This is a genomic window from Phenylobacterium sp., from assembly GCF_019636135.1.
Taxonomy (GTDB): Bacteria; Pseudomonadota; Alphaproteobacteria; order Caulobacterales; family Caulobacteraceae; genus Phenylobacterium.
In genome coordinates this window covers 43,133-64,824 of sequence record NZ_JAHBYD010000014.1, presented here as the reverse complement: position 1 = coordinate 64,824, position 21,692 = coordinate 43,133, and the positions used below count along the sequence as shown (strand labels likewise).

Here is a 21,692-nt window from a genome sequence, read left to right as displayed (position 1 = left end):
CCTCACCGCCACAATCCTTGACGAAACCTTGCCGGATTTCGCCTCGACTGCGGCAATCTGTGACCAGAATGCGACAGGTGGGCGCCCGAAACATTTCCGACGGCTAATGTTCGTTGACCGTCCGTCACACTGAACCGTAACTCCGCCGTAACCGGAGACGTCAGCGTCCCCGGGACCGACTCTTTTTGTGGGGAGCGGCCGCCCTGAGGGGTGGTCTGCTGGAGGATCCAGACCGTGAAATTCAAGTCCATGCGGGAACGCCTTTTGGCGTCTTCTATGATCGGCGGCGTGGCCCTTCTGGGCGTCTCGTCGCAGGCGATGGCCCAGGCCGGTTCTTCGGACGAAGTGTCCGAAGTGGTGGTGACGGGTACGCGCATTCCGTCGCCGAACCTCGAAAGCGTCAGCCCCGTGACCGCCATCGGCGCTCAGGAGCTGAAGGCGCAGGGCGTGACCCGCGTCGAAGACATGATCAACACCCTGCCCCAGGCCTTCGCGGCCCAGGGCGCGGCGCTCTCCAACGGCTCGACCGGCACCGCGACGATCAACCTCCGCGGCCTGGGCGCGACCCGCACCCTCGTCCTGGTTGACGGCCGCCGCCTGATGCCCGGCACGCCGAACACCAGCGGCGGCGCCCTGGCCGCCGACATCAACTTCATCCCCGCCGCCCTCGTGCAGCGCGTGGACGTGCTGACGGGCGGCGCCTCGGCCGTGTACGGCGCCGACGCCGTGGCCGGCGTCGTCAACTTCATCATGCAGAAGAACTTCGAGGGCGTGCGCGTCGACGCGCAGTACGGCCTCTATCAGCATGACAACGGCAGCCCGATCGCCGACGTCGTCCGCACGGCCGCCGCCGCCGCCGCCAGCCCCGAGTTCTTCGCCCTGCCGAAGGACAACGTCCGCGACGGCGAAAGCTCGGAAGTGACCCTGGTGATCGGCGTCAACGCGCCGGACGGCAAGGGCAACGTCACCGCCTACGCCGGCTATCGCCACGTCGAGCCGATCCTGCAGGGCAACCGCGACTATTCGGCCTGTACCCTGAACTCGGACACGACCTTCAGCTCCTGCGGCGGTTCGGGCACGGCCTTCCCGGCCCGCGTCGGCAACTTCGTCGTCGACGTGACGAGCGCGGCGCAGCAGTTCCGCCCGCGCGTCGCCGCCCGCGACGTCTACAACTTCGGCCCGTCGAACTACTACCAGCGTCCCGACGACCGCTACGTGATGGGCGCCTTCGCCCAGTACGAGATCGCCCCGTGGGCCACCGCCTACGCCGACATGATGTTCATGGACGACACGTCCACGTACCAGATCGCGCCGGGCGGCATCTTCGCCGGGACCTTCTCGATCAACTGCGCCAACCCGCTGCTCTCGGCCCAGCAGAAGGGCCTGCTGGCCGCCACGGCCGCGTCGGGCGGCGGCACCTGCGCCACCAACCCGAACGGCACGTTCACGGGCACTGTGGCCCGCCGGAACACCGAGGGCGGCGGCCGTCAGGGCACCACCGAGCACACCCAGTACCGCTACGTGGTCGGTCTGCGCGGCGACCTGAACGACAACTGGAACTACGACTTCTTCATGCAGTACGGCCGCGTGAAGTTTAAGCAGGTCCAGACCGGCTTCTTCCGCACCAGCGCCATTCAGAACGCCCTGAACGTCGTCAGCGTGAACGGCGTGCCGACCTGCCAGAGCGTGGTGGACGGCAGCGACCCGGCCTGCGTGCCCTACAACATCTTCGCCAACGGCGGTGTGACCCGCAACCAACTGAACTACCTCGAGACGCCCAGCTTCTCGACCGGCAACACCTACGAACGCGTCGTCAACTTCTCGATGGGCGGCGACCTCACCGACTACGGCGTGAAGAGCCCCTGGTCGGAAGAAGGCGTGGGCGTGTCGTTCGGCGCCGAGTACCGCCGCGAACAGCTCGACTCCGCCGCCGACTACGTGTCGTCGGCCGGCCTGCTGAACGGCTCGGGCGGCGCCTCGCCGCCGGTGAACGGCTCGTTCGACGTCTATGAGGCCTTCGCCGAAGCCCGCCTGCCGATCATCACGGACATGGCCTTCGCCAAGCGCGTGCAGGTCGAACTGGCCTACCGCTACTCGGACTACTCGACGAGCGTCACCACCGACACCTACAAGATCGCCGGTGACTGGCAGTTCGACGACAACCTCCGCGTGCGCGCCAGCTACCAGCGTGCGGTCCGTGCGCCGCACGTGCTCGAGCTGTTCTCGCCGCAGAACGTCGTCCTCGACGGCACGCAGGATCCCTGCGCCGGCCTGACGGCGGGCAACGCGCTCGTCGCGCGCTGCGCCCAGGCGTTCAACCTGACGACCGCGCAGGTCCTGGCGATCGAAGCGAACCCGGCCAACCAGTACAACGGTCAGACCGGCGGTAACCCGAACCTGGATCCGGAAACCTCGGACACCTTCTCGTTCGGCTTCGTCGCCACGCCGACCTTCCTGCCGGGCTTCAACCTCTCGGTCGACTACTTCGACATCAAGGTGAAGGACTACATCAACGGCATCGGTGCGGACATCATCATCAACCGCTGCGTCAACACCCTCGATCCGTTCTTCTGCGGCCTCGTGAAGCGTGACGCGGCCGGCTCGATCTGGCTCTCCAACCAGGGCTATGTGGTCGACACCACGCTGAACACCGGCGCGCTCCGCACCAAGGGCATCGACATCAACGCGGGCTACCGCACCGACCTCGAGACCCTCGGCCTCGAGAACGCGGGCGGCATCTCGCTGTCGTTCGTCGGCACCTATCTCGACAAGCTGCAGACGAAGCCGCTTCCGGGCGACGCCTACTATGACTGCGCCGGCCTGTACGGCACCGTCTGCGGCGTCCCGGCTCCGGAATGGCGCCACAAGGTCCGCCTGACCTGGAACACGCCGTTCGAGTACGGCGACTGGATCAAGAGCCTCGGCCTCTCGATCCAATGGCGTCACTTCAACAAGGCGACCCTGGACGCCTACTCGAACGATCCGCAGCTCAACAACACGGGCATCCAGTACCAGTCCGACCGTGTTCTCGGCTCGCGCGACTACATCGACCTGACGGCGACGTGGACCGTGAAGGACAACCTGAACTTCCGCTTCGGCGTCAACAACGTGTTCGACAAGGATCCGCCGCTGACGGGTTCGTCGAACTGCCCCAGCGGCCCGTGCAGCGGCAACACCTGGCCGCAAGTGTACGACTCGTTCGGCCGTTACGTCTTCCTGGGCCTGACCGCCGACTTCTAGTCGCGCGACAGATCTCAGAGATGGCCTTCGGGGGCGGCGGAGCAATCCGCCGCCCCTTTGGTTTTCGGGGCCGCGCACTGGTAAGGAAGCGCATGAGCAACTGGTCGAGCGGCAAGTTCACGGTGCGCGTGGGCGGCCTCGCGCCGTCGCCGCCCGCCGCGACCTCCGCCGACCTCGCCGCGGCGGCGCGGCATCGGGCCGAGGGCGACCGGCTGCGGCTGGCCGGCGACGTGGCCGGGGCCGATGCGGCCTATGCGCGGGAGATGCGGGCCACGGTCTCCGATCCCGCGCTCGTGCGCTGCGCCGACGCCCTCGTGGCGGGCCGCTTCGCCGAGGCGCATGCCGCGCTCCGCGAGGTGGTCGCGGCGCGGCCCAGCGACGTCCACGCGCTGTGGATGCTGGGCGACCTCTGCGCGCGGGCGGGGCGCAACGCCGAGGCCGAGGACCTGCTCGCCCGCTGCCTGGCGCTCGCGCCCGGCTTCACCTCGGCGCGCTACGCCTACGCCATGGTGCTGAACTGGCGGAACAAGGTGGAGGAGACGCTGGCCGAGGCCGAGACGCTGCTGGCGGCCGATCCGGCCAATCCGGTCTACCGGCACCTCAAGGCCTCGTCGCTGCTGAGGCTGGGCGACGATCCGGGCGCGGTCGCGGGCTACGCCTCGGTGCTGGAGGCCGATCCGGACCAGCCGCTCACCCTGATGAGCTATGGCCATGTGCTGAAGACCGTCGGGCGGCAGGCCGAGGCGGTGGCCGCCTATCGCCGCGCGATCGCGCTGTCGCCGGGGCTGGGCGAGGCGTGGTGGAGCCTGGCCAACCTCAAGACCGTGACCTTCCCGCCCGAGGACGTGGCGGCCATGGAGCGCGCGCTGGGCGGCCGGCTGGCCGAGGTCGACCGGCTGCAACTGCACTTCGCGCTGGGCAAGGCGCACGAGGACGCCGGCCGCTACGCCGAGGCCTTCGCGCACTACGAGCGCGGCAATGCGCTCCAGCGGCCGCGGGTGGACTACGTGGCCGACGAGACCACGATCCAGATGCGGCGCACGAAGGCGGTGCTGAGCGTGCCGTTCCTGGCCGCGAGGGCCGGGCAGGGGAGCCCGCGCCCCGACCCGATCTTCATCCTGGGGCTGCCCCGTTCGGGCTCGACCCTGGTGGAGCAGATCCTCGCCAGCCACAGCCAGGTGGAGGGGACCCACGAACTGCCGCATCTGCCCAATCTCGCGGCGAAGCTGGCCGGCCCGGCGCGCCGCGAGGCCGAGGGCGTCTATCCCGACGTGCTGGCGGCGCTGCCGCCCGGCGAACTGCGGGCGCTGGGCGAGGCATACCTCGATCGCGCCCAGGTCCACCGCAAGCTCGGGCGGCCGTTCTTCATCGACAAGCTGCCCAACAACTGGATCCACGCGGGCTTCATCCACCTGATCCTGCCGAACGCGAAGATCGTCGACGCGCGCCGCCATCCGCTGGGCTGCTGCTTCTCGGGCTACAAACAGCATTTCGCCGTGGGACAGGCGTTCAGCTACGACCAGACCGATCTCGGCCGCTACTACCGCGACTACGTGGAACTGATGGCGCACATCGACGCGGTGCTGCCGGGCCGCGTGCATCGGGTGATCTACGAGCGGATGGTGGCCGATCCCGAGGGCGAGACGCGCCGGCTTCTGGACCATTGCGGCCTGCCGTTCGAAGCCAACTGCCTGAAATTCTACGAGAACGACCGCGCGGTGCGGACGGCGAGCTCGGAGCAGGTACGCAAGCCCATCTTCACCGACGCGGCCGAGCACTGGCGCCATTTCGAGCCGTTCCTGGAGCCGCTGAAGGCCGCGCTCGGCCCCGCTCTCGCCGCCTACCCCGACGCGCCATCCATCTAGACGCGCGCGTTGGCACGCGGCCTGCTAGGTTCCGGACGAAATCGAAGTCTGGGGATTACGGCGTTGAGCGAGTGGAAGGTCGGACAGATCAAGGTGAAGGTGGGCGGCTACACGCCGGCCGCGAAGCCGGCGCAGGCCGCGCCGGCCGCCACGCCCGGCGCGCGTGACCCCGACGCCGACCGGCAGACGTTGCAGGCCATCCAGGCCGCCGCCCAGACCCGCGACTTCGCACGCGCCTCCGCCATGGCCGAGCAGGCCTGGCAGGGCGGCCTGGAGCACCCGATGGTGCTGAACCTGGTCGCACTGAAGTGCGAGCAGGAGGGCCGGTTCGACGACGCGCTGAAGGCGCTGGGCCGGGCGGTGGAGATCGCGCCGAACGACATCGGCGCGCGCAATGCGCTGGGCCTCGTGCTCACCCGCATCGAGCGCTACCGCGAGGCGCTGGGCGTCTTCGAGGGCGTCTGCGCCATGGCGCCCGAGTTCGCCGGCGCGCACTGTGCGCGGGGCGCGGCGCTGGAGTCCCTGGGCCGGCTGAAGGAGGCCGAGGCCGCCTACCGCCGCGCCGAGGAGTTGCAGCCCGAGAACCTGGGCGCGGTCCAGGGCCTGGCCAACCTGCTCAGCCGCCGCGGCGCGCACGCCGAGGCGCGGCCCCTGGCCGAGGACGTGCTGGACGCCCAGCCCAACTTCCCGGACGCCGTGATGGTGCTGGCCGCGGCCGACGCGGCCGAGGGCGCGGGCGAGCGGGCCAAGCAGCGGCTCGACCTCCTGATCGCCGACGAGCGGGTGACGCCGGTGCAGCGGGCGCTGGCCCAGGGCCTGCTGGGCGACGTGCTGGACACCATGGACCTGCCGGCCGAGGCGTTCGCGGCCTATGCCGCCTGCAACATGGAGCTCTGGCGGGCCTATGCGCCGGTCTACGGGCAGCGCACCAGCGCCCTCGACTTCGCCCGCGCCATGATCGCCGAGCTCGACAACATCCCGCCCGACGCCTGGACGTCGGCCGGCGGGGCCGCGCGGGCCGACGCGCCGAAGACCCACGTCTTCCTGCTGGGCTTCCCGCGCTCGGGCACCACGCTGCTGGAGCAGGTGCTGGCCAGCCACCCGGACGTGGAAGCGCTGGAGGAGCGCGAGACGCTGGAGGCCGCGCAGCGCGCCTTCCTGAGCCAGCCGCAGGACCTCATCCGGCTGGCGAAGGCCGGCGAGAGCGAGCTGGCGCCGCTGCGCGAGGCCTACTGGGAGCGCGTGAAGGCCGAGGGCGGGAGCCCCGCCGGCAAGGTGTTCGTCGACAAGCATCCGCTGAACACCTTCCGCCTGCCGCTGATCCTGAAGCTGTTCCCCGACGCGAAGATCCTGTTCGCGCGGCGCGACCCGCGCGACGTGGTGCTGTCGTGCTATCGCCGCCGCTTCGTGATGAGCGGGTCGGCCTATCAGCTCCTGACGCTGCCCGGCGCGGCGGGGCACTACGACGCGGCCATGCGGCTCACCGAGCGGCTGGACGCGCCGATGGCCGCCCGCACCCGCGTGGTGCGCCACGAGGCGCTGATCGAGGACTTCGACGCCGCGGTCCGGGAGGTCTGCGACTTCCTGGGCCTGCCGTGGGACGACGCGATGCGCGACTTCGCCGAAAAGGGGCGGGACCGCGCGGTGGCGACGCCCAGCGGCGCCCAGCTCAGCCGCGGCCTCTCTGCCGAGGGCGTGGGCGCGTGGCGGCGCTACGCGACCGAACTCGCGGCGGTGCAACCGCAGCTCAAGCCGTGGGTCGAGGCCTTCGGCTACCCGCGCGAATGACGCTGTCCCGCCGCGGCGCGGTTCAGGGCGCCTTGGCCTTCGGGCTCGGCGGCGTGACGGCGGCGTGCGCGGGCAGGCGCGAACCGGTCTTCTCGATCAATCTGGCCGCCGAGCAGGCCGAGGCCCCGGCCACGGGCACGCGGCTGGAGACCGCGTTCGACCAGGCGCTGCGGATGACCGTGCCGGTGCATCTGGCCAACCACGGCCCGTTCGCCTTCGTGGTCGACACGGGCGCGAACCACACCGTGGTGGGCGTGGAGACGGCCGAGCGGTGCGGTCTTCCGACGGACGGCGTGGCCGAGGTCCACGGGATCGCGGGCGCGCAGCCCGCGCCGCTGGTGAAGGCGCCGCTGCTGCGGGTGGGGCAGGTGCAGTCGAGGAACCTGCGGCTGCCGGCGCTCCCGAAGTCGGCGCTGGGGGCCGACGGCCTGCTCGGCATCGACGTGCTGAAGAACCGGCGCATGCGGCTCAACTTCCGCGCCAACACGTTCGAGATCGGCCCGTCGGGCGTCGGCGCCCAGATCGGCAGGGCGATCGACACGCGCATCCCCGACCCGACGAAGGGCATCGTGGTGCCGGCGCAGTACCGCTCGGGCCAGCTCGTCATCTTCGACGCCGACGTGGCGGGCATCCCCGTGCGGGCGTTCCTGGACTCCGGCTCGCAGATCACCTGCGGCAACCCGGCGCTGGAGGACGCGCTGGTGCGGCTGCGGCCCGGGCTCGCGGCGCGCCTGACGCCGACCGAGCTGATCAGTGCGACCGGCCAGACCTCGCCGGCGACGCTCGCGGTCCTGCCGCGCCTGCGCCTGGGCGGCATGGGGCTGGACAACATCCGCGCGGCCTTCGCCCCGTTGCACATCTTCAACCTCTGGGGCCTGAACGACCGGCCGGCGATGCTGGTCGGCATCGACGTGCTCCGGAACTTCGAGGAGGTCACCCTCGACTTCGGCCGCCGCGAGGTGACCTTCATCCGCGCCCGCCGACGGACGGCCGCTTAGGCGCGTCAGCGCAGTGTCGATTCAACCACCAAGACCACGAAGATCACGAAGGCGCTGCAGATGAGCTGAGCGCGGCGCGCTTCCCGGACCTCTTCGTGGTCTTCGTGATCTTCGTGGTGGGAATCAGGGGCGCCTGCGGCGCACGCTGCGCTTAGCGGATCGGCATCGGGGCGAGGACGGTCCCGTGGCCCTGGCCGCGCAGCCTGGCCTCGGCCACGCGGTCCAGCACGCCCTGCGCCCGCGGGTCGCCGAAGATCCAGGCGGCCGCGGCCAACGTCCGCGCCGACTGGGCCGAGACGCCCAGCATGTTCTGCAGCGCCTCGAACGCGCCTTCGGTCGGGGTCATCCGGCGGATCGGGATGTCGCCCGTGAGGCTGGCGAGCTGCTTGGCCTTGTCGATGGCCTGGTAGAAGCCCCCGACCTCGTCGACGAGGCCGAGGCCCCTGGCCTGGGCGCCGGTCCAGACGCGGCCCCTGGCGATCTCGCGCACGCGGTCGGGCGACAGCTTCCGGCCCGCCGCCACGCGGGCGACGAACTCGCCGTAGATGCGGTCCATCCAGCCGGCGAAGGCCGCGCGCTGGGCCGGCGTGAACGGCTGGCCCAGGCCGAACGCGCCGGCGTAGTCGCCGCCCACGCCCACCGGCCGCAGGTCGACGCCGAACCGCGACGCCGCCTCGCCCACGGCGAACTTGCCGCCGAACACCCCGATGGAGCCGGTGAGCGTCGTCGGCTGGGCCACGATGGCGGAGGCCTCCGAGGCGATCCAGTAGCCGCCCGAGGCGCCGTAGGTGCTCATGGAGACCACCACCGGCTTGCCCTTGGACTTGGCGAAGCGGACCGCGTCGAGGATCTGCTCCGAGGCCGTGTCGGAGCCGCCGGGCGAATTCACGCGCAGGACGATGGCCTTGACCGAGTCGGCCTTGCCGGCCCGCACGATCGCGTCGGCCAGGTCGTCGGAATAGATGGTGGAGCCGCGGGTGAAGGGGTTCGAGCCCTGGTCCCTGCCGGTGACGATCGGCCCCTCGGCTTCGATCAGGGCGATCGCGTTCCCGACCGGCTTGGCGTTCATCTTGCGGTCGTCGGCATAGTCGTCGAAGTCGACCGCGCGGGCGCCGTCCCCGGCCTTGTCGAGCAGCGCCTGCTCGGCCTCGCGCACTTGGCCGATCCGGTCGATCAGCTTCAGCTTCAGGGCGTCGTCGGCGAGGTGGGGGCCGGCCTCCAGCGCCGCCTTCAATGCGGTCGGATCGGCCTTGCGGTCGGCGGCCGCGAAGGCCAGGTTCGAGGCGTAGACCGACCCCATCCACGACAGCGTCGATTCCCGGTGCGCCGGGGTGAAGTCGGAATGGAGATAGCCGTTGACGGCGTTCTTGTACTCGTAGCGCTGCTCGTACTGCGGGTTCACCCCGTACTTGTCGAAGAAGCGCTTGAAGAAGATCTCCTCGGTGGCGATCCCGGTCACCTGCAGCGAGGCGCCCGGCTGCATCCAGAACTGGTCGGACGCGCGGCCCAGCATGTAGGTCGTGGTCACGATGCCGGCGGGATAGATGCCCTGGCTGTGGGCGTAGACGGGCTTGCCGGCGGCGCGGAAGTGGGCCAGCGCCAGGCGGATCTCGTCGGCCATGCCCGGCTCCAGCCCGCCCTCGGGCAGGCGCACCAGCAGGCCCTTGATGCGCCCGTCGCCCTCCGCGCGGCGCAGGGTCTCGATGATCGACATCACCGAGGTGGAGTTGCGGCCCAGGCCCCAGAGCGGGTTGCGCGGCGACTGGTCGGTGAGCGACTGGCGCAGGTCGAGCTCCAGCACCGTCCTGGCCGGGATCGGCGCCGGGGCGGCGGCGCCCAGCGCCATGCTGACCAGCACGACCGGGACGCCCACGAGGAAGATCACCAGGCCCGCGAAGACCCCGGCGGCCGTGATCAGGAACTGCTTCATTTCTAGCCCTAGTGTCGCAAACGTGCGCCCGCGCCCCGAGTGCGGCTGTCGCACACATTGGGACGCTGCGGAAGCGGCGCGGCCCTAGGTGTCGAAGTCCATGCCGCTCGTCCCGGCGAATGCCGGGACCCAGATGGCATGGCGCAAGAGGAGGGGTTCCGGGGGCTGCGAGGTCCTCCCATCAGCCTCCGCGAGCGTGGATCTGGGTCCCGGCATTCGCCGGGATGAGCGGAAGTCATTGAATTCCCTCAGAGAGATCGAGTCTGGACCCTAGGTGTCGAACTCCGCGACGAGATGCCCGGGCGCCACTTCCCGGAGCGCCGGCGGCAGGACCGGCGTCGAGCCGTCGGCGGGCAGGCGCGAAGGCGCGAAGCGGAAGGCCGCCCTGGGGTCCATCGGGCTGGGCGGCTCGCCGGCCAGGCGCAGCCGCTTGCGGGTGCGCTCGACCGCCGGGTCCGGGATCGGCGCGGCCGAGAGCAGGGCCTTGGTGTAGGGGTGCTGCGGCGCCTGCCAGATGCGGTCGCGGTCGGCGATCTCCATGACGCGGCCGAGGTAGAGCACCAGCACCCGGTGGCTGATCTCGCGCACGACGGCCAGGTCGTGGCTGATGAAGATCATCGAGAGCCCCATCTCCTTCTGGAGCTGGATCAGCAGGTCGATGATCTGGGCGCGGACGCCGACGTCGAGGGCCGAGACCGCCTCGTCGCAGATGACCAGGCGGGGCCGCAGGATCATGGCGCGGGCGATGCCGACGCGCTGGTTCTGGCCGCCGGAAAGCTCGTGCGGGTAGCGGTTGATGAGGCCGGGATCGAGCTCGACCTTGCGCATCATCGCGCGGACCTCGTCCTCGCGGGCGGCCGCATCGAGGTCGGGGCGGAAGGCGGTCAGGGGCTCGGCGATGGAGGTCCCGACGGTCATCCGCGGGTCGAGGCTGGCCAGCGGGTCCTGGAAGACGATTTGAAGATCCTTGCGGGCCGCGCGCATGGCGTCGCGGTCGGCATGGGTGATGTCGCGGCCGAGCAGGGTGACGGCGCCTTCGTTGGCGGGCCACAGGTTCAGCACCGCCCGGGCCAGGGTGGACTTGCCCGAGCCGCTCTCGCCGACGATGCCCAGCGTCTCGCCGCGGCGCACGGCGAACGACACGCCGTCGACGGCGCGCAGGGTCTTCGTCGCGCCCAGCAGGCCCTCGCGGATCGGGAAGTGGACCTTCACCTCGCGGCCCTCGACGATCGGCTCGGCGTCATCCGGCACGGGCGCGATCTCGGGACGGCCGCCGCGGTCGGCGCGGTCGAGGCGGGGGATCGCGGCCAGGAGGGCGCGGGTGTAGTCGGTGGCCGGCGCGGCGAAGATCTGGCCCACCGGACCCGCCTCGACATAGGCGCCGTCCTTCATCACGCAGACGCGGTCGGCGAGGCGGGCGATGACGCCCATGTCGTGGGTGATCAGCACCAGCGCGGTCCCCGTCTCGCGCTGCAACTCGGCCATCAGGTCGAGGATCTCCGCCTGCACGGTGACGTCCAGCGCCGTGGTGGGCTCGTCGGCGATCAGCAGCTCGGGCCCCGGCGCCATGGCCGCGGCGATCATCACCCGCTGGCGCATGCCGCCCGAGAGCTCGTGCGGATACTGGCGCAGGCGGCGCGCCGCGTCGGGGATGCGCACGCGGTCCAGCCACTCGCGGGCGCGCGTCTCCGCGTCGCCGGCCGACAGGCCGAGATGCAGGCGCAGCGGCTCGGCGATCTGCTCGCCGATCCGCACATGCGGCGTCAGCGCCGTCAGCGGGTCCTGGAAGATCATGGTCATCTTCGAGCCGCGGACCTTGTTCAGCTCGCGGGGCTTCAGGGCCAGCAGCTCCTGGCCGTGCAGCTTCGCCGAGCCCGAGGCGCGGCCGTTGCGGGCGAGCAGGCCCATGACGGCCATGAAGGTCTGGCTCTTGCCCGAACCGCTCTCGCCGACCACGCCCAGCGTCTCGCCCCGCGCCACGTCCAGCGAGACGCCGCGGACGGCGTGGACCGCGCCGTCATGGGTGTCGAAGTCGACGGTCAGGTTCGAGAGGGTGAGCACGGAGCCGGTCGCCATCCGCCGACCATAGCCGCCCGCCGCCGACCGCAAAACTCTTCCGGACGCCAGTCGGAACTGGACTGACGCAGCGCGAGGGGCGCCGTAAATGAGCTTTTCTGCTGCAGACGGGAGCTGGCGTGAACCTCGAGCTCAGTGAATCCGACGAAGCCTTCCGGGCGATGGTCCGCGCCTACTTCGCGACGGAATACCCACAGGACATCCTGGCCAAGCTGGCCAACGGCCAGGTGCTGGAGAAGGCCGACCTGGTCGCCTCCGAGCGCGCCATGAGCGCGAAGGGCTGGCTCGCGCCCGGCTGGCCGATGGCCTACGGCGGCACCGGCTGGACGGTGGCCGAGCGCTTCATCTTCGACGAGGAGCTGGAGCGCGCCGGCGCGCCCAACGTCTCGCCGATGGGCCTGCTCTACGTGGCGCCGGTGATCTACACCTTCGGGACCCAGGCGCAGAAGGACCGCTGGCTGGACGACATCCTGCACGCGCGGACGTTCTGGGCGCAGGGCTATTCCGAACCCGATTCCGGCTCCGATCTCGCATCGCTGCGCACCCGCGCCGTGCGCGACGGCGACCACTACATCGTCGACGGGGTGAAGACCTGGACCAGCAACGGCCACTACGCCGACTGGATCTTCTGCCTCGTGCGCACCTCGGACGAGGGCAAGAAGCAGGCGGGCATCACCTTCCTCTGCATGGACATGGCGACGCCCGGCATCGAGGTGACGCCGATCGTCACCATCGACGGCGGCCACCACCTGAACACCGTGACCTTCACCGGCGTGCGGGTCCCGGTCGAGAACCGGATCGGCGACGAGGGGCTGGGCTGGACCTACGCCCGCCACCTGCTGAACCATGAGCGCACTTCCTACGCGCACGTGGCCGGCAAGCGGCGTCAACTGGAGGCGCTGCGCCGCGCCTCGGCCGATGCGCCCTGGGGCGACGAACTGACCGCGGACGGCTCTGCGCTCCGCCGCCGCACGGCCGAGGCGGAGATCGACCTGCTGGGGCTGGAGATGACGACGCTGCGGGCGCTGGCGCCGCTCTCCAACGGCGAGGCTCCGGGCGACGAGGCCTCGATCATCAAGATCGCCGCCACCGAGACGGCGCAGACGATCACCGAGCGCTATCTGGAACTGGCCGGCCCCTACGCCCAGCCGTTCTTCGCCGACCGGCGCGGCGCGGACTGGCGCGAGGGGCTGGAGGACATCCCGGCCTTCGCCGCGCCGGGGACGGCGAGCTATTTCTTCACGCGCGCCCAGACGATCTACGGCGGCACGACCGAGATCCAGAAGAACATCATCGCCCGCCAGCTCGGCCTCTGAGGCCGGCTGGGCCCCATCGGCGCCTCCAGAGCGCGTTCCGAAAAGGCCCTCAGTACTGCCAGGAGGGGATGCCCGCGGCGGCCTGTTCGCGGCGCTTGAAGTATTTGAGCGGGCCTTCGTCGGTCCAGCCGTAGGCGAGATCGGCGCCCAGGAGGCGCGCCAGCCGGTCGTCCTGGCCGGGCTCGAGGAACCCTTCCGGCACGGTGTAGCGATAGTTCTCCTGCGGCTGGATGTACTCGCGGCAGAAGTAGTTCGAGAGGTTGATGCGCAGGCCGGGGTTCTTGCGGGGGAACGAGCCGTGCCAGGTGTTGCCGTGCCAGATCACCGCTGAGCCGGCCTTCACCTCGACCGGGATCACATGCTCGTAGCGCTCGTTGCCGTCCAGGCCGCGCTCGTACTGGGTCGGCTGGCGGAAGTGGCGGTGGCTGCCGGGCACCATGGCGAGCGCGCCGTTCGCCTCGGTGTAGTCGGTCAGGGCGTAGTTGCAGTTCGCCACGTGGCTGTAGGGCGAGAACGGGTCGGGAATCCCGTTGCTGGTGTCGCTGTGCAGCAGCAGGCCCTTGCCGCCCGGGCCCTTCAGATGGCAGCCGAGGCTCGACAGGATGCAGTGCTTGCCGAGCAGATAGGTGATGAGCGCCAGGGTCTTCGGGTTCGTCACCGATTCCTTGAACCGCTTGTCCTTGTAGAGCAGGAACGGGATGAACTCCGTTTCCACATGCTCGGTCTCGTTCTCGAGGTCGAGCTTGGAGCCCTTGCGCTCCTCCGCGATCTCGAGGATGCGGCCGCGGAAGTGCTGCACCTGCTCGTCGCTCAGGGCGTCCTCCACCACCGTGAAGCCGAACGCCTCGAGTTCCGCCAGGTTGGACTCCAGCCCGAGCTCGCGGATGTCGCGGTAGATGTCGTTGAGGTCGGGCGTCGCCGACCACTTGCCAATTTCCATCCCGCCGTCTCCGTCAAGCCTCGTGCCTGATCCATCGAACAATTGGTGTCACTCAGTGTCAAGTGGAGTGAGGTGACATATGGATCCCAATCGTCGATTGACAAATGCGTCCGACGCCACTTTGTCACTGAGTGACATTATAAGCGCGCCGCACGCCCTGAAGCGGACGACCCCGGGGCGTGCTCGAAAAAAGGATGGATATGATGAAGTACGCATTCGCCAGCCCGGGCTGGATGGCCTTCATGCATGGCCTGATCGTCGAGCGCGTGCAGCGTCTGAAGGTCGAGGCGCCGGGGGTCGGCTGGTCGATGTGCGAGGTCTTCACCGACCCGCCGCGCGACCTGTCGCCCGACGGCTCGCCGCTCTGCTGGCACGTGGTGGTGAAGGATGGCGAGGTGCGGTTCGGCGCCTACGAGATCGACGACGTCGAGTTCAAGGTGATCGTGGACTACGCCGCGTGCGTCCCCCTGGGCCGCTATGACACGCGTGGGGATCCCGCGCGCCGCGCCGAACTCACGGGCATGAGCGCTGTGCTCCGCGAGGCGGGGAAGATGCGGATCGTCGGCGACCGGTCGAACCGCGACCCGCGCATCGGCGACTTCCACGACATCATCGCCCGCGTGACCGCCTAGGCGAGGAGGGTGTCGCGCACCAGGCTGATGACCTGCACCTCGGCGTCTTCGAGCTCGTCGTACGCCTCGCGGCTGAAGATCATCGCGCCCACGGCGTAGTTGCCGGCCACCAGCGCGGAGGCCGCGACCCGGGCGAGGATCTCGCAGTTCTCCCGGCCGGCGAGGTCGACCAGGAGGCCGCCGAGCACCAGGGCCTGGTACTTGGCCTGGATCGACAGATAGGCGCCTTCCAGCGCGGGCTCGGTGCGGGCGATCTTCCGGACGTTGGCCAGGGGGCCGCGTCGCGCCATGCGGCGCGCACTGGACTCCACATGCGCCTGCCAGACCTCGACCGTCGGCGTGTCGCCGCGCGCCTCCATCTGCGTCCGGAACTGCTCCAGCGAGCTGTGATAGCCGTGCAGCACCAGGTGCGATTTCGATGGGAAGTAGCGGAGCAGGGTTCGCTTATGCACCTCTGCCCGGTCGGCGACCTCCTCCAGCGTCGTCGCGTCGTAGCCGCGTTCCAGGAACAGGTGCAGGGCGGCCTCCGCGATCTGATCGCGGGTCCGCGCCATTTTCCTCGCCCGAAGGCCCACGTCGTTCATCACAACCTCGAACCCACAGAACAACCACCTTGACAGGGAACGCGCAACCCCGCCTCGTGCCACCGAGTGGCGATTGTCACTCGAAACTGCAAGGCGCGGAAAGACGCCTGGGGAAGGGAGGTGACGATCATGGCGACCGAGGCGGTTTCCCTGGACCTTGCGGCCCGGCCGGCGCCGCACGCCGCGCTGCCGCTGCGCATCAAGCTGTTCTACGGGCTGGGCGAGGCCGGGGAAGGCGTGAAGACCGCGGCGCTCGAGACCTTCCTGTTCTTCTTCTACGCCCAGGTGGTCGGGCTCTCAGGGGCGCTCACCGGCCTGGCGCTGTTCGTGGCCCTGCTGTTCGACGGCGTCGTCGATCCGATGGTCGGCGCCTGGTCCGACCGCACGCGCACCCGACTCGGCCGCCGCCACCCGTTTCTCTACGCCGCGCCCGTGCCGCTCGCGATCGCCCTGTGGTTCCTGTTCACGCCGCCCGCGCTGCCGCAGGTCGGGCTGTTCATCTGGCTCACGGCCTTCGCGATCGCCGCGCGTTTCGCGATGACCCTCTATTTCGTGCCGCACATGGCGCTGGGCGCCGAGCTCAGCCGTGACTTCGCCGAGCGGGTCTCCGTGGGCGGCTACCGGGTCCTGTTCGGCTACGTCGGGCGCATCATCGCGCTGGCGCTGGCCTTCTCGGTCTTCTTCGCGCAGCGGCCCGGCTTCGGGAACGGACAACTCGACCCGGCGGCCTATCCCGGCTTCGCGATCGCCGCGGGCGTCCTGGTCGTCGCGTTCGTGATCGTCTCGGCGCTCGGCACCCAGAAGGCGACCCTCGCGCTGCCGTCGAACACGTCCACCCGTCCGGAGCTGCACAGCGGCGTCCTGCGCACCCTGGGACAGGCGATGCGGCTCCCGTCGTTCCGTGCGCTCTTCGTCGCCCTGCTGGTCATGTACCTCTACAACGGCGTCCAGTTCGCGCTGGCGCTGCACATGAACACCTACTTCTGGCAGTTGCCGCCGGAGCAGGTGCAACTGGTCTTCTACGGCAACATGCTGGGGTTCATCGTCGGCATCCCGCTGGCCCGCCCGGCGGCGGCGCGCTTCGACAAGAAGGCCGCCTACATGTTCGGCGTGGCCGCCTCCTGCATCTGCAGCTCCGCGCCCACCGTCCTGCGATTGCTGGATCTCGCGCCGGCGAACGGCTCCGACGCGCTGCTGCCCTTCCTGCTGACGCTGAACGTCGCGTCGGGCCTGCTCGGTTCGCTGCCCGTGGTGCTGGCCGCGGCCATGCTCGCCGACGCGTCCGACGAGTACGACCTGGCCTACGGGGGACGGGCCGAGGGTCTCTTCTTCGGCGCCAACGCCTTCTGCCGGAAGGCCTCCCTCGGGCTCGGGGGCGCATTCGCGGGCATCGTGATCGACGTCATCCGCTTCCCGGCCAAGACCGAGCCCGGCGCGGTCCCGGCCGAAGCGCTGGTCCGCCTGGGCGTGACCTATGGTCCGGTGATGCTGGCCGTCCTGTTCGCGGGGCTCGCCATCATGATCCCCTACAACTTGCACCGGGCGCGGCATGCGGAGATCGCCGCGGCCCTCGCGCGCCGGGAGGGCGGCGGGACGCCGATCTGAAGCCGGCCCGCCGAGGCCCTCGTCCGCAGGCTACGACGCGGCGGCCGCCTTGACGCCCGACCGGGCCGCCCGTGTCTTCGTGGTCTTCGACCGGCCCGACCACCTGGCCGGCATCGCCTCGCGGCGCAGCGTCGCGGCGAGGTCGATGAGGCTGTCGCCGGCGTCCGGCACCTGATCGTCCATCCCCTTGCTGATCAGCCCGCGCGCCACGTCGGTGTTGCCGAACACGAGCAGGCTTGCGAGCCCGCGGGCGAACACATCGGTCTCCGGCTCGACGCCGGCTTCCTCCGACAGCGCCGCCGCCAGGGTGTCGCGGTAGCGTTCGTTGAGCCGTAGCTGGTAGGCGTAGAGCCGGTCGTCGGTCGCGAGGAACGCGAACCAGGCGCCGAGGGCCTTCGACTTCATGGCCGGTCCCGCGACCGACCTGATGTAGTCGCGCCAGTATTCCAGCACCGTCCCGGTCCGCGTCTCCAGCCCGTCGCGGAACGCCTCGTAGATCCGGACGCGCCAGGCGAAGGCGATTTCCTCCTTGGTCTTATAGTAGCGCAGCACCGTCTGCCGGTGGACATCGACCGCGTCGGCGATCTGGTCGAGTGTGGTGGCGTCGAAGCCCTGTCGCTGGAAGAGTTCGGCGGCCGCCGTTGCTATGGCCCGCCAGGTCTTCTGCTTCTTGCGCTCTCTCAGGGACGTGGTCATCAGCGGCGAGACCCAGACTTCGGAAGGCGGGAACGATACAGTCCAACTTCAGGATGCTCCATCCTGCTAACCCGCAGCCGGCACGTCGTCGCCGCAGACGCCGGCGGCCAGGAGTTCGTCCAGCGTCGCTTCCGGAACGCCCAGCCGCTCGCACAGGATGAGCCGGTTGTGCTGGCCCAGCGTCGGGGCCGGGCGCACGATCGGATACACCGCGCCTCGCTCCCGGAAAGGCGCGCTGGGCATTAGCTGGGGCCCGGTCCAGGCCCGGTCGACCTCCTGCCAATAGCCTCGCGCGTGGAGGTGCGGATCGTCGTAGATCTCGCTCGGCCGGGTGGCGACGCCCGCGGGCACGCCGGCCGCTTGCAGCGCATGCATCGCCTCGCCGGGCGGCCGCCCGGCCGTCCAGGCCGAGACCGCGGCGTGGAGTTCGTCCGCGGCTGCGCGGCGGCCCCGGGCGGTGGCCAGTTCGGGCCTGGCCGCCAGGTCGTCGCGGCCCAGCGCCACGCAGAGCGCCGGCCAATGGCGGTCGTCGGTGACGGTGACGACGATCCACGCGTCGTCACCCCGGCTGCGGAACACGCCGTGTGGCGCATGCAGCGGATGATGTGCGCCGTGTCGTGTGACGGCGCCGGTGAGCGACTGCTCGATCATGGCGTTCGCCGCCAGCGGCAGCATGGCCTGGACCTGGGAGAGGTCGATGTGCTGGCCCTGGCCCGTGTGCTTCTGATGGAAGAGTGCGGCGACCAGGGCCGCCGCGCCGTTGAGCCCGCCGTTGGGATCGCCGTAGGCGGTGTGCGACAGCATGGGCGGCTCGCCCGGCCCGCCCGCGACGAGCGGCAGACCCGAGGCGTGTTCCAGGGTCGTGCCGTAGGCGCGCACCGACCTCCACGCGCTGTGACCGCTGAAGGCCGGCATCGACAGCATCACGACACGGGGGTTCAGCCGCCGGACCTCGTCGTACGACAGGCCGAGCTTGGGCATCACGTCGGCGGCGAAGTTCTCGACGACGGCGTCCACGCGCCGGATCGCGTCGCGGATCACCGCGATCCCCTCGGCCCGGTACATGTCGACGGCGGCCGCCAGCTTGCCGCGGTTCATCACCGCGAACGGCGGGTTCTGTTCGTGCGGCCGCGGCTTGTCGGTGAGACTGGGCCGGAACCAGTCGGGATAGGCGCAGGCCTCGATCTTCAGCACCTCGGCGCCGAGGTCGGCGAGCTGCCGTGTCGCGAGCGGTCCGGCCCAGCCCATTGAGAGGTCCAGCACCGTGACGCCGGCCAGGGGACGCGTCTCGGCGGACGGGGCGGACAGGGGCGGCCGGCGCGCCGGCGCGTCGGGCGGCGGCAGGGGTCGGAGGCCCGGCGCGCGTCCACGGCGCAGCGGCGGCGTCAGGCTCAACCGCAGCGGCGTGGCGGGGGCCTGGAACGAGGCGTCCCCCGCCTCGATCTCAGCGAACGCACCCGTCTCGCGGTGGGCGGCCTGGCTCAGGAGCTCGCCCATCGTGGGCGTGACCACGATCGGCAAGCGCCGGGCGCGCGTGATCTCGAACCACTCGGCGGCGGTCTTCTCCTTCACCCGCGCGGCGATGCGCCGGTCCATCTCGGCCATGCGTGCGATCCGATTGACGCGTAGCTCCAGCTCGGGGTCGGCCGCCCAGTCGTGGAAGCCGAAGACGTCGCAGAAGGCGCGCCACATCTTGAGGTTGCCCACCGACAGGCCGAGCCAGCCGTCGCGGCAGGGGTAGACGCCGAGCGGGTAGAGATGGGGTGACTTGTCGGCGCCGATGCGCCGCTCCACGCCGCCCCGGTAGCGCGCGTCGGACGCCGGATGCTGCTGCAGGACCGCGGCCGCCTCGAAGACGCTGACCTCGAATTCGCGCTCCGGCCTTTCCGAGATCAGGCCCGCGACCGCGGCCGTGAAGGCGCAGAGCCCGGCATGGACGCTCGCTTGGTGGTCCGGCAGCATCCCGGGCGGCCCCTCGACCGGACCGGCGAGCTTCACGAGGCCTGCGAGGGCGCGGCAGACGGCGTCGGAGCCCTGGAAGCTGGCGTAGGGGCCGGATCGCCCGAACCAGCTCATCGACACCACCAGCAGGTGGGGATGGGCGGCGCGCAGGCGTTCGGCCCCGGCGGGATCGCTCGCACGGGCGTCCAGCAGCACGTCGGCCCAGGCCAGGGCCTTGGCGAGGTACGCCGCTTGCGCGGCCGGGTCCTGCGGCAGGACGGCCGCCTGCTTGCCCGCGTTCAGCCAGGCGAAATGGGCGCTGCCGCCGCTGGCCGCGATCAGCGGCGGGCTCCGGCGCAGCGGATCGCCCTCGGCGGGTTCGAGCTTCAGGACCTCCGCGCCCATGTCGCGGAACAGCTTTGCGCAGTAGCTCGTGGCCTCGAGGCTGCCGATCTCGACAACGCGGATGCCCGCCAGGGCCGAGGGCGGCGCGGCGTCGCCGAACGGCGTGTCGTCTGTTCGCATGGGGCCGCTCAGGGCCGGATGCCGACCGACATCGGGCCAGTCTTCCGCAGCTTCGCAGCGAAGTTGGCGAACTCGCACAGCACCTCGCGGGTGGCGCGCGGATCGATGATCTCCTCGATCATGAAGTGCTCGGCCGTGCGTAGCGGCGACCTGAGCTGGTTGAGGTTGTCCTCGATCTCCTTCAGCCGGGCGGCCGGATCGGCCGCGGCGGCGATGTCGGCGCGATATGCGGCCTCGATGCCGCCTTCCATCGGCATTGACCCCCAGTCGCCCGACGGCCACGCATAGCGGTACTGTAGCTTGGCGTGGTCGGCGTGGGCGCCGCCGGCGACGCCGAAGCACTTGCGCAGGATGATCGTGCAGGCCGGACCCTGGGCCTGGCTGACGGCGGCCATCGCCCGGCAACCGGCGCGGATTGTGCCGGCCTTCTCGGCCTCCACGCCGATCACGAAGCCCGGGACGTCGACCAGGTTGACCAGCGGCAGGTGGAACAGGTTCGCAAGATCGACGAAGCGCATCGCCTTCTCGGACGTGTCGGCCGTCCAGCCCCCGCCGTAGATGTGCGGGTTGCTGACCATGACGGCCACGGGCCATCCATCGAGCCGCGCGAAGGCGGTGATCAGAGACCCGCCGAACTGCCGGCCGATCTCGAAGAACGAATCCTTGTCGAAGTGGGCCTTGGCGACCTTGCGGGCGTCGTAGACCTTGCGGCGATCCCGGGGGATAGCCGAGATCAGCCAGTCCTCGCGCCGGGTGACGGGATCGTCGCAGGCGGCCCGGGGCGGCAGTTCGTCGACCGACGCCGGGAGGTACGACAGGAAGCGGCGCGTGCGCTCGAAGGCCTCTTCCTCGCTATCGACGACGTCGTCGACATTGCCGGCGCGGGCCTGCAGGTCGGCTCCGCCGAGTTCCTCCTTGGTGACGGTCTGGCCGAGCCGGGCGACGACCGGCGGTCCGGCCATGAACATGAAGGACCGCTCGCGGACCATCATCGAATAGTGGCTCGTGGCCAGCTTCACCACGTTGTAGCCGGCGACGATGCCCAGCCCCAGCGCCACGACGGGCGCCCTGTTGAGGTTCTCGAGCAGCGTGTTGAACCCGGGGTTGTTGGGGATGTAGGTGCGCCCCAGCCGCTCGATGGTCCGCACGTTGCCGCCGACGCCGTCGATCAGGCGCACGAGCGGCAGGCCCAGTTGGCCGGCCATGCGCTCGAGGTAGGCGGACTTCTCGCTGCCCCCCGGGTCTTGTCCACGCGGCCCGATGGTGAAGTCGTTCCCGCCCACGACGACGGGCCGGCCGTCGATCCGGGCGCGGCCGAAGATGAATTGAGACGGCGTGTAGCGAACCCGCTCGCCGGCTTCGTCGTACTCGACCGAGCCGGAGATCGAGCCGATCTCATGGAACGAGTCGGGGTCGATCAGGCCGTCGATCCGCTCGCGGATGGTGAGCTTGCCGTCGGCGTGATGTCGCGCCACGCGTTCGGGTTCGCCCATCTGCCGGGCGATCGCGCGTCGGCGTTCGATTTCGTCGATCTCGGGTTGCCAGGACATCGTCGG

The 21,692-nt window shown here is 70.3% G+C and carries 14 protein-coding genes; 7 read left to right on the top strand and 7 right to left on the bottom strand.

Annotated features, from left to right (window positions below; genetic code table 11):
* Positions 1–288: 288 nt before the first annotated feature.
* From KF737_RS11525 to KF737_RS11510, 4 genes are all read left to right on the top strand, one after another.
* A complete protein-coding gene (locus KF737_RS11525) occupies positions 289–3,240 on the top strand; it encodes a TonB-dependent receptor (protein ID WP_296454560.1) in 2,952 nt (983 codons plus the stop codon).
* Positions 3,241–3,332: 92 nt separating this feature from the next.
* Complete coding sequence (locus KF737_RS11520; RefSeq protein ID WP_296454558.1) at positions 3,333–5,105, top strand: tetratricopeptide repeat-containing sulfotransferase family protein; 1,773 nt, start codon at positions 3,333–3,335, stop codon at positions 5,103–5,105.
* Positions 5,106–5,168: 63 nt separating this feature from the next.
* On the top strand, positions 5,169–6,893 hold the full coding sequence (locus tag KF737_RS11515) for a sulfotransferase (protein WP_296454555.1): 1,725 nt from the start codon (positions 5,169–5,171) through the stop codon (positions 6,891–6,893).
* The gene (locus KF737_RS11510) at positions 6,890–7,891 is read left to right on the top strand and encodes an aspartyl protease family protein (RefSeq protein WP_296454553.1); all 1,002 of its coding nucleotides are present in this window, start codon (positions 6,890–6,892) and stop codon (positions 7,889–7,891) included. The genes KF737_RS11515 and KF737_RS11510 overlap by 4 nt, the downstream gene beginning before the upstream one ends.
* Positions 7,892–8,042: 151 nt before the next feature.
* On the opposite strand, the gene sppA is transcribed toward KF737_RS11510, so the two are convergent.
* Positions 8,043–9,821 carry a signal peptide peptidase SppA gene (sppA, locus tag KF737_RS11505; protein WP_296454550.1) on the bottom strand — a complete coding sequence of 593 codons (1,779 nt, stop codon included), beginning with the start codon at positions 9,819–9,821 and terminating at the stop codon, positions 8,043–8,045.
* A gap of 270 nt (positions 9,822–10,091) precedes the next feature.
* Complete coding sequence (locus KF737_RS11500) at positions 10,092–11,897, bottom strand: dipeptide ABC transporter ATP-binding protein (protein ID WP_296454547.1); 1,806 nt, start codon at positions 11,895–11,897, stop codon at positions 10,092–10,094.
* Positions 11,898–12,016: 119 nt separating this feature from the next.
* Between KF737_RS11500 and KF737_RS11495 the strand changes: the two genes are divergently transcribed.
* Positions 12,017–13,213, top strand: coding sequence for an acyl-CoA dehydrogenase family protein (locus KF737_RS11495; RefSeq protein ID WP_296454545.1), 1,197 nt, complete (start codon positions 12,017–12,019; stop codon positions 13,211–13,213).
* 49 nt (positions 13,214–13,262) lie between these two features.
* On the opposite strand, the gene KF737_RS11490 is transcribed toward KF737_RS11495, so the two are convergent.
* The gene (locus KF737_RS11490) at positions 13,263–14,153 is read right to left on the bottom strand and encodes a phytanoyl-CoA dioxygenase family protein (protein WP_296454543.1); all 891 of its coding nucleotides are present in this window, start codon (positions 14,151–14,153) and stop codon (positions 13,263–13,265) included.
* Between the two features lie 203 nt (positions 14,154–14,356).
* Here KF737_RS11490 and KF737_RS11485 point away from each other — a divergent pair, with 203 nt between their 5' ends.
* Positions 14,357–14,785, top strand: coding sequence for a hypothetical protein (locus KF737_RS11485; RefSeq protein WP_296454541.1), 429 nt, complete (start codon positions 14,357–14,359; stop codon positions 14,783–14,785).
* On the opposite strand, the gene KF737_RS11480 is transcribed toward KF737_RS11485, so the two are convergent.
* The gene (locus tag KF737_RS11480; RefSeq protein WP_296454539.1) at positions 14,782–15,339 is read right to left on the bottom strand and encodes a TetR/AcrR family transcriptional regulator; all 558 of its coding nucleotides are present in this window, start codon (positions 15,337–15,339) and stop codon (positions 14,782–14,784) included. The genes KF737_RS11485 and KF737_RS11480 overlap by 4 nt on opposite strands.
* A 159-nt stretch (positions 15,340–15,498) precedes the next feature.
* Between KF737_RS11480 and KF737_RS11475 the strand changes: the two genes are divergently transcribed.
* Positions 15,499–16,974 (top strand): MFS transporter, encoded by a 1,476-nt coding sequence (locus tag KF737_RS11475; RefSeq protein WP_296454536.1) that lies wholly within the window; start codon positions 15,499–15,501, stop codon positions 16,972–16,974.
* A 30-nt stretch (positions 16,975–17,004) separates the two neighbouring features.
* Here the strand turns inward: KF737_RS11475 and KF737_RS11470 are convergent, their stop codons facing one another.
* The 3 genes from KF737_RS11470 to KF737_RS11460 all read right to left on the bottom strand — a co-directional run bounded on the left by KF737_RS11470 (position 17,005) and on the right by KF737_RS11460 (position 21,686).
* Positions 17,005–17,670, bottom strand: a complete 666-nt coding sequence (locus tag KF737_RS11470) for a TetR/AcrR family transcriptional regulator (protein ID WP_296454534.1) — start codon at positions 17,668–17,670, stop codon at positions 17,005–17,007.
* Between the two features lie 66 nt (positions 17,671–17,736).
* Positions 17,737–20,136, bottom strand: coding sequence for a CoA transferase (locus tag KF737_RS11465; protein ID WP_296454533.1), 2,400 nt, complete (start codon positions 20,134–20,136; stop codon positions 17,737–17,739).
* A gap of 8 nt (positions 20,137–20,144) precedes the next feature.
* On the bottom strand, positions 20,145–21,686 hold the full coding sequence (locus KF737_RS11460) for an acyl-CoA carboxylase subunit beta (RefSeq protein ID WP_296454532.1): 1,542 nt from the start codon (positions 21,684–21,686) through the stop codon (positions 20,145–20,147).
* Positions 21,687–21,692 lie beyond the last annotated feature (6 nt).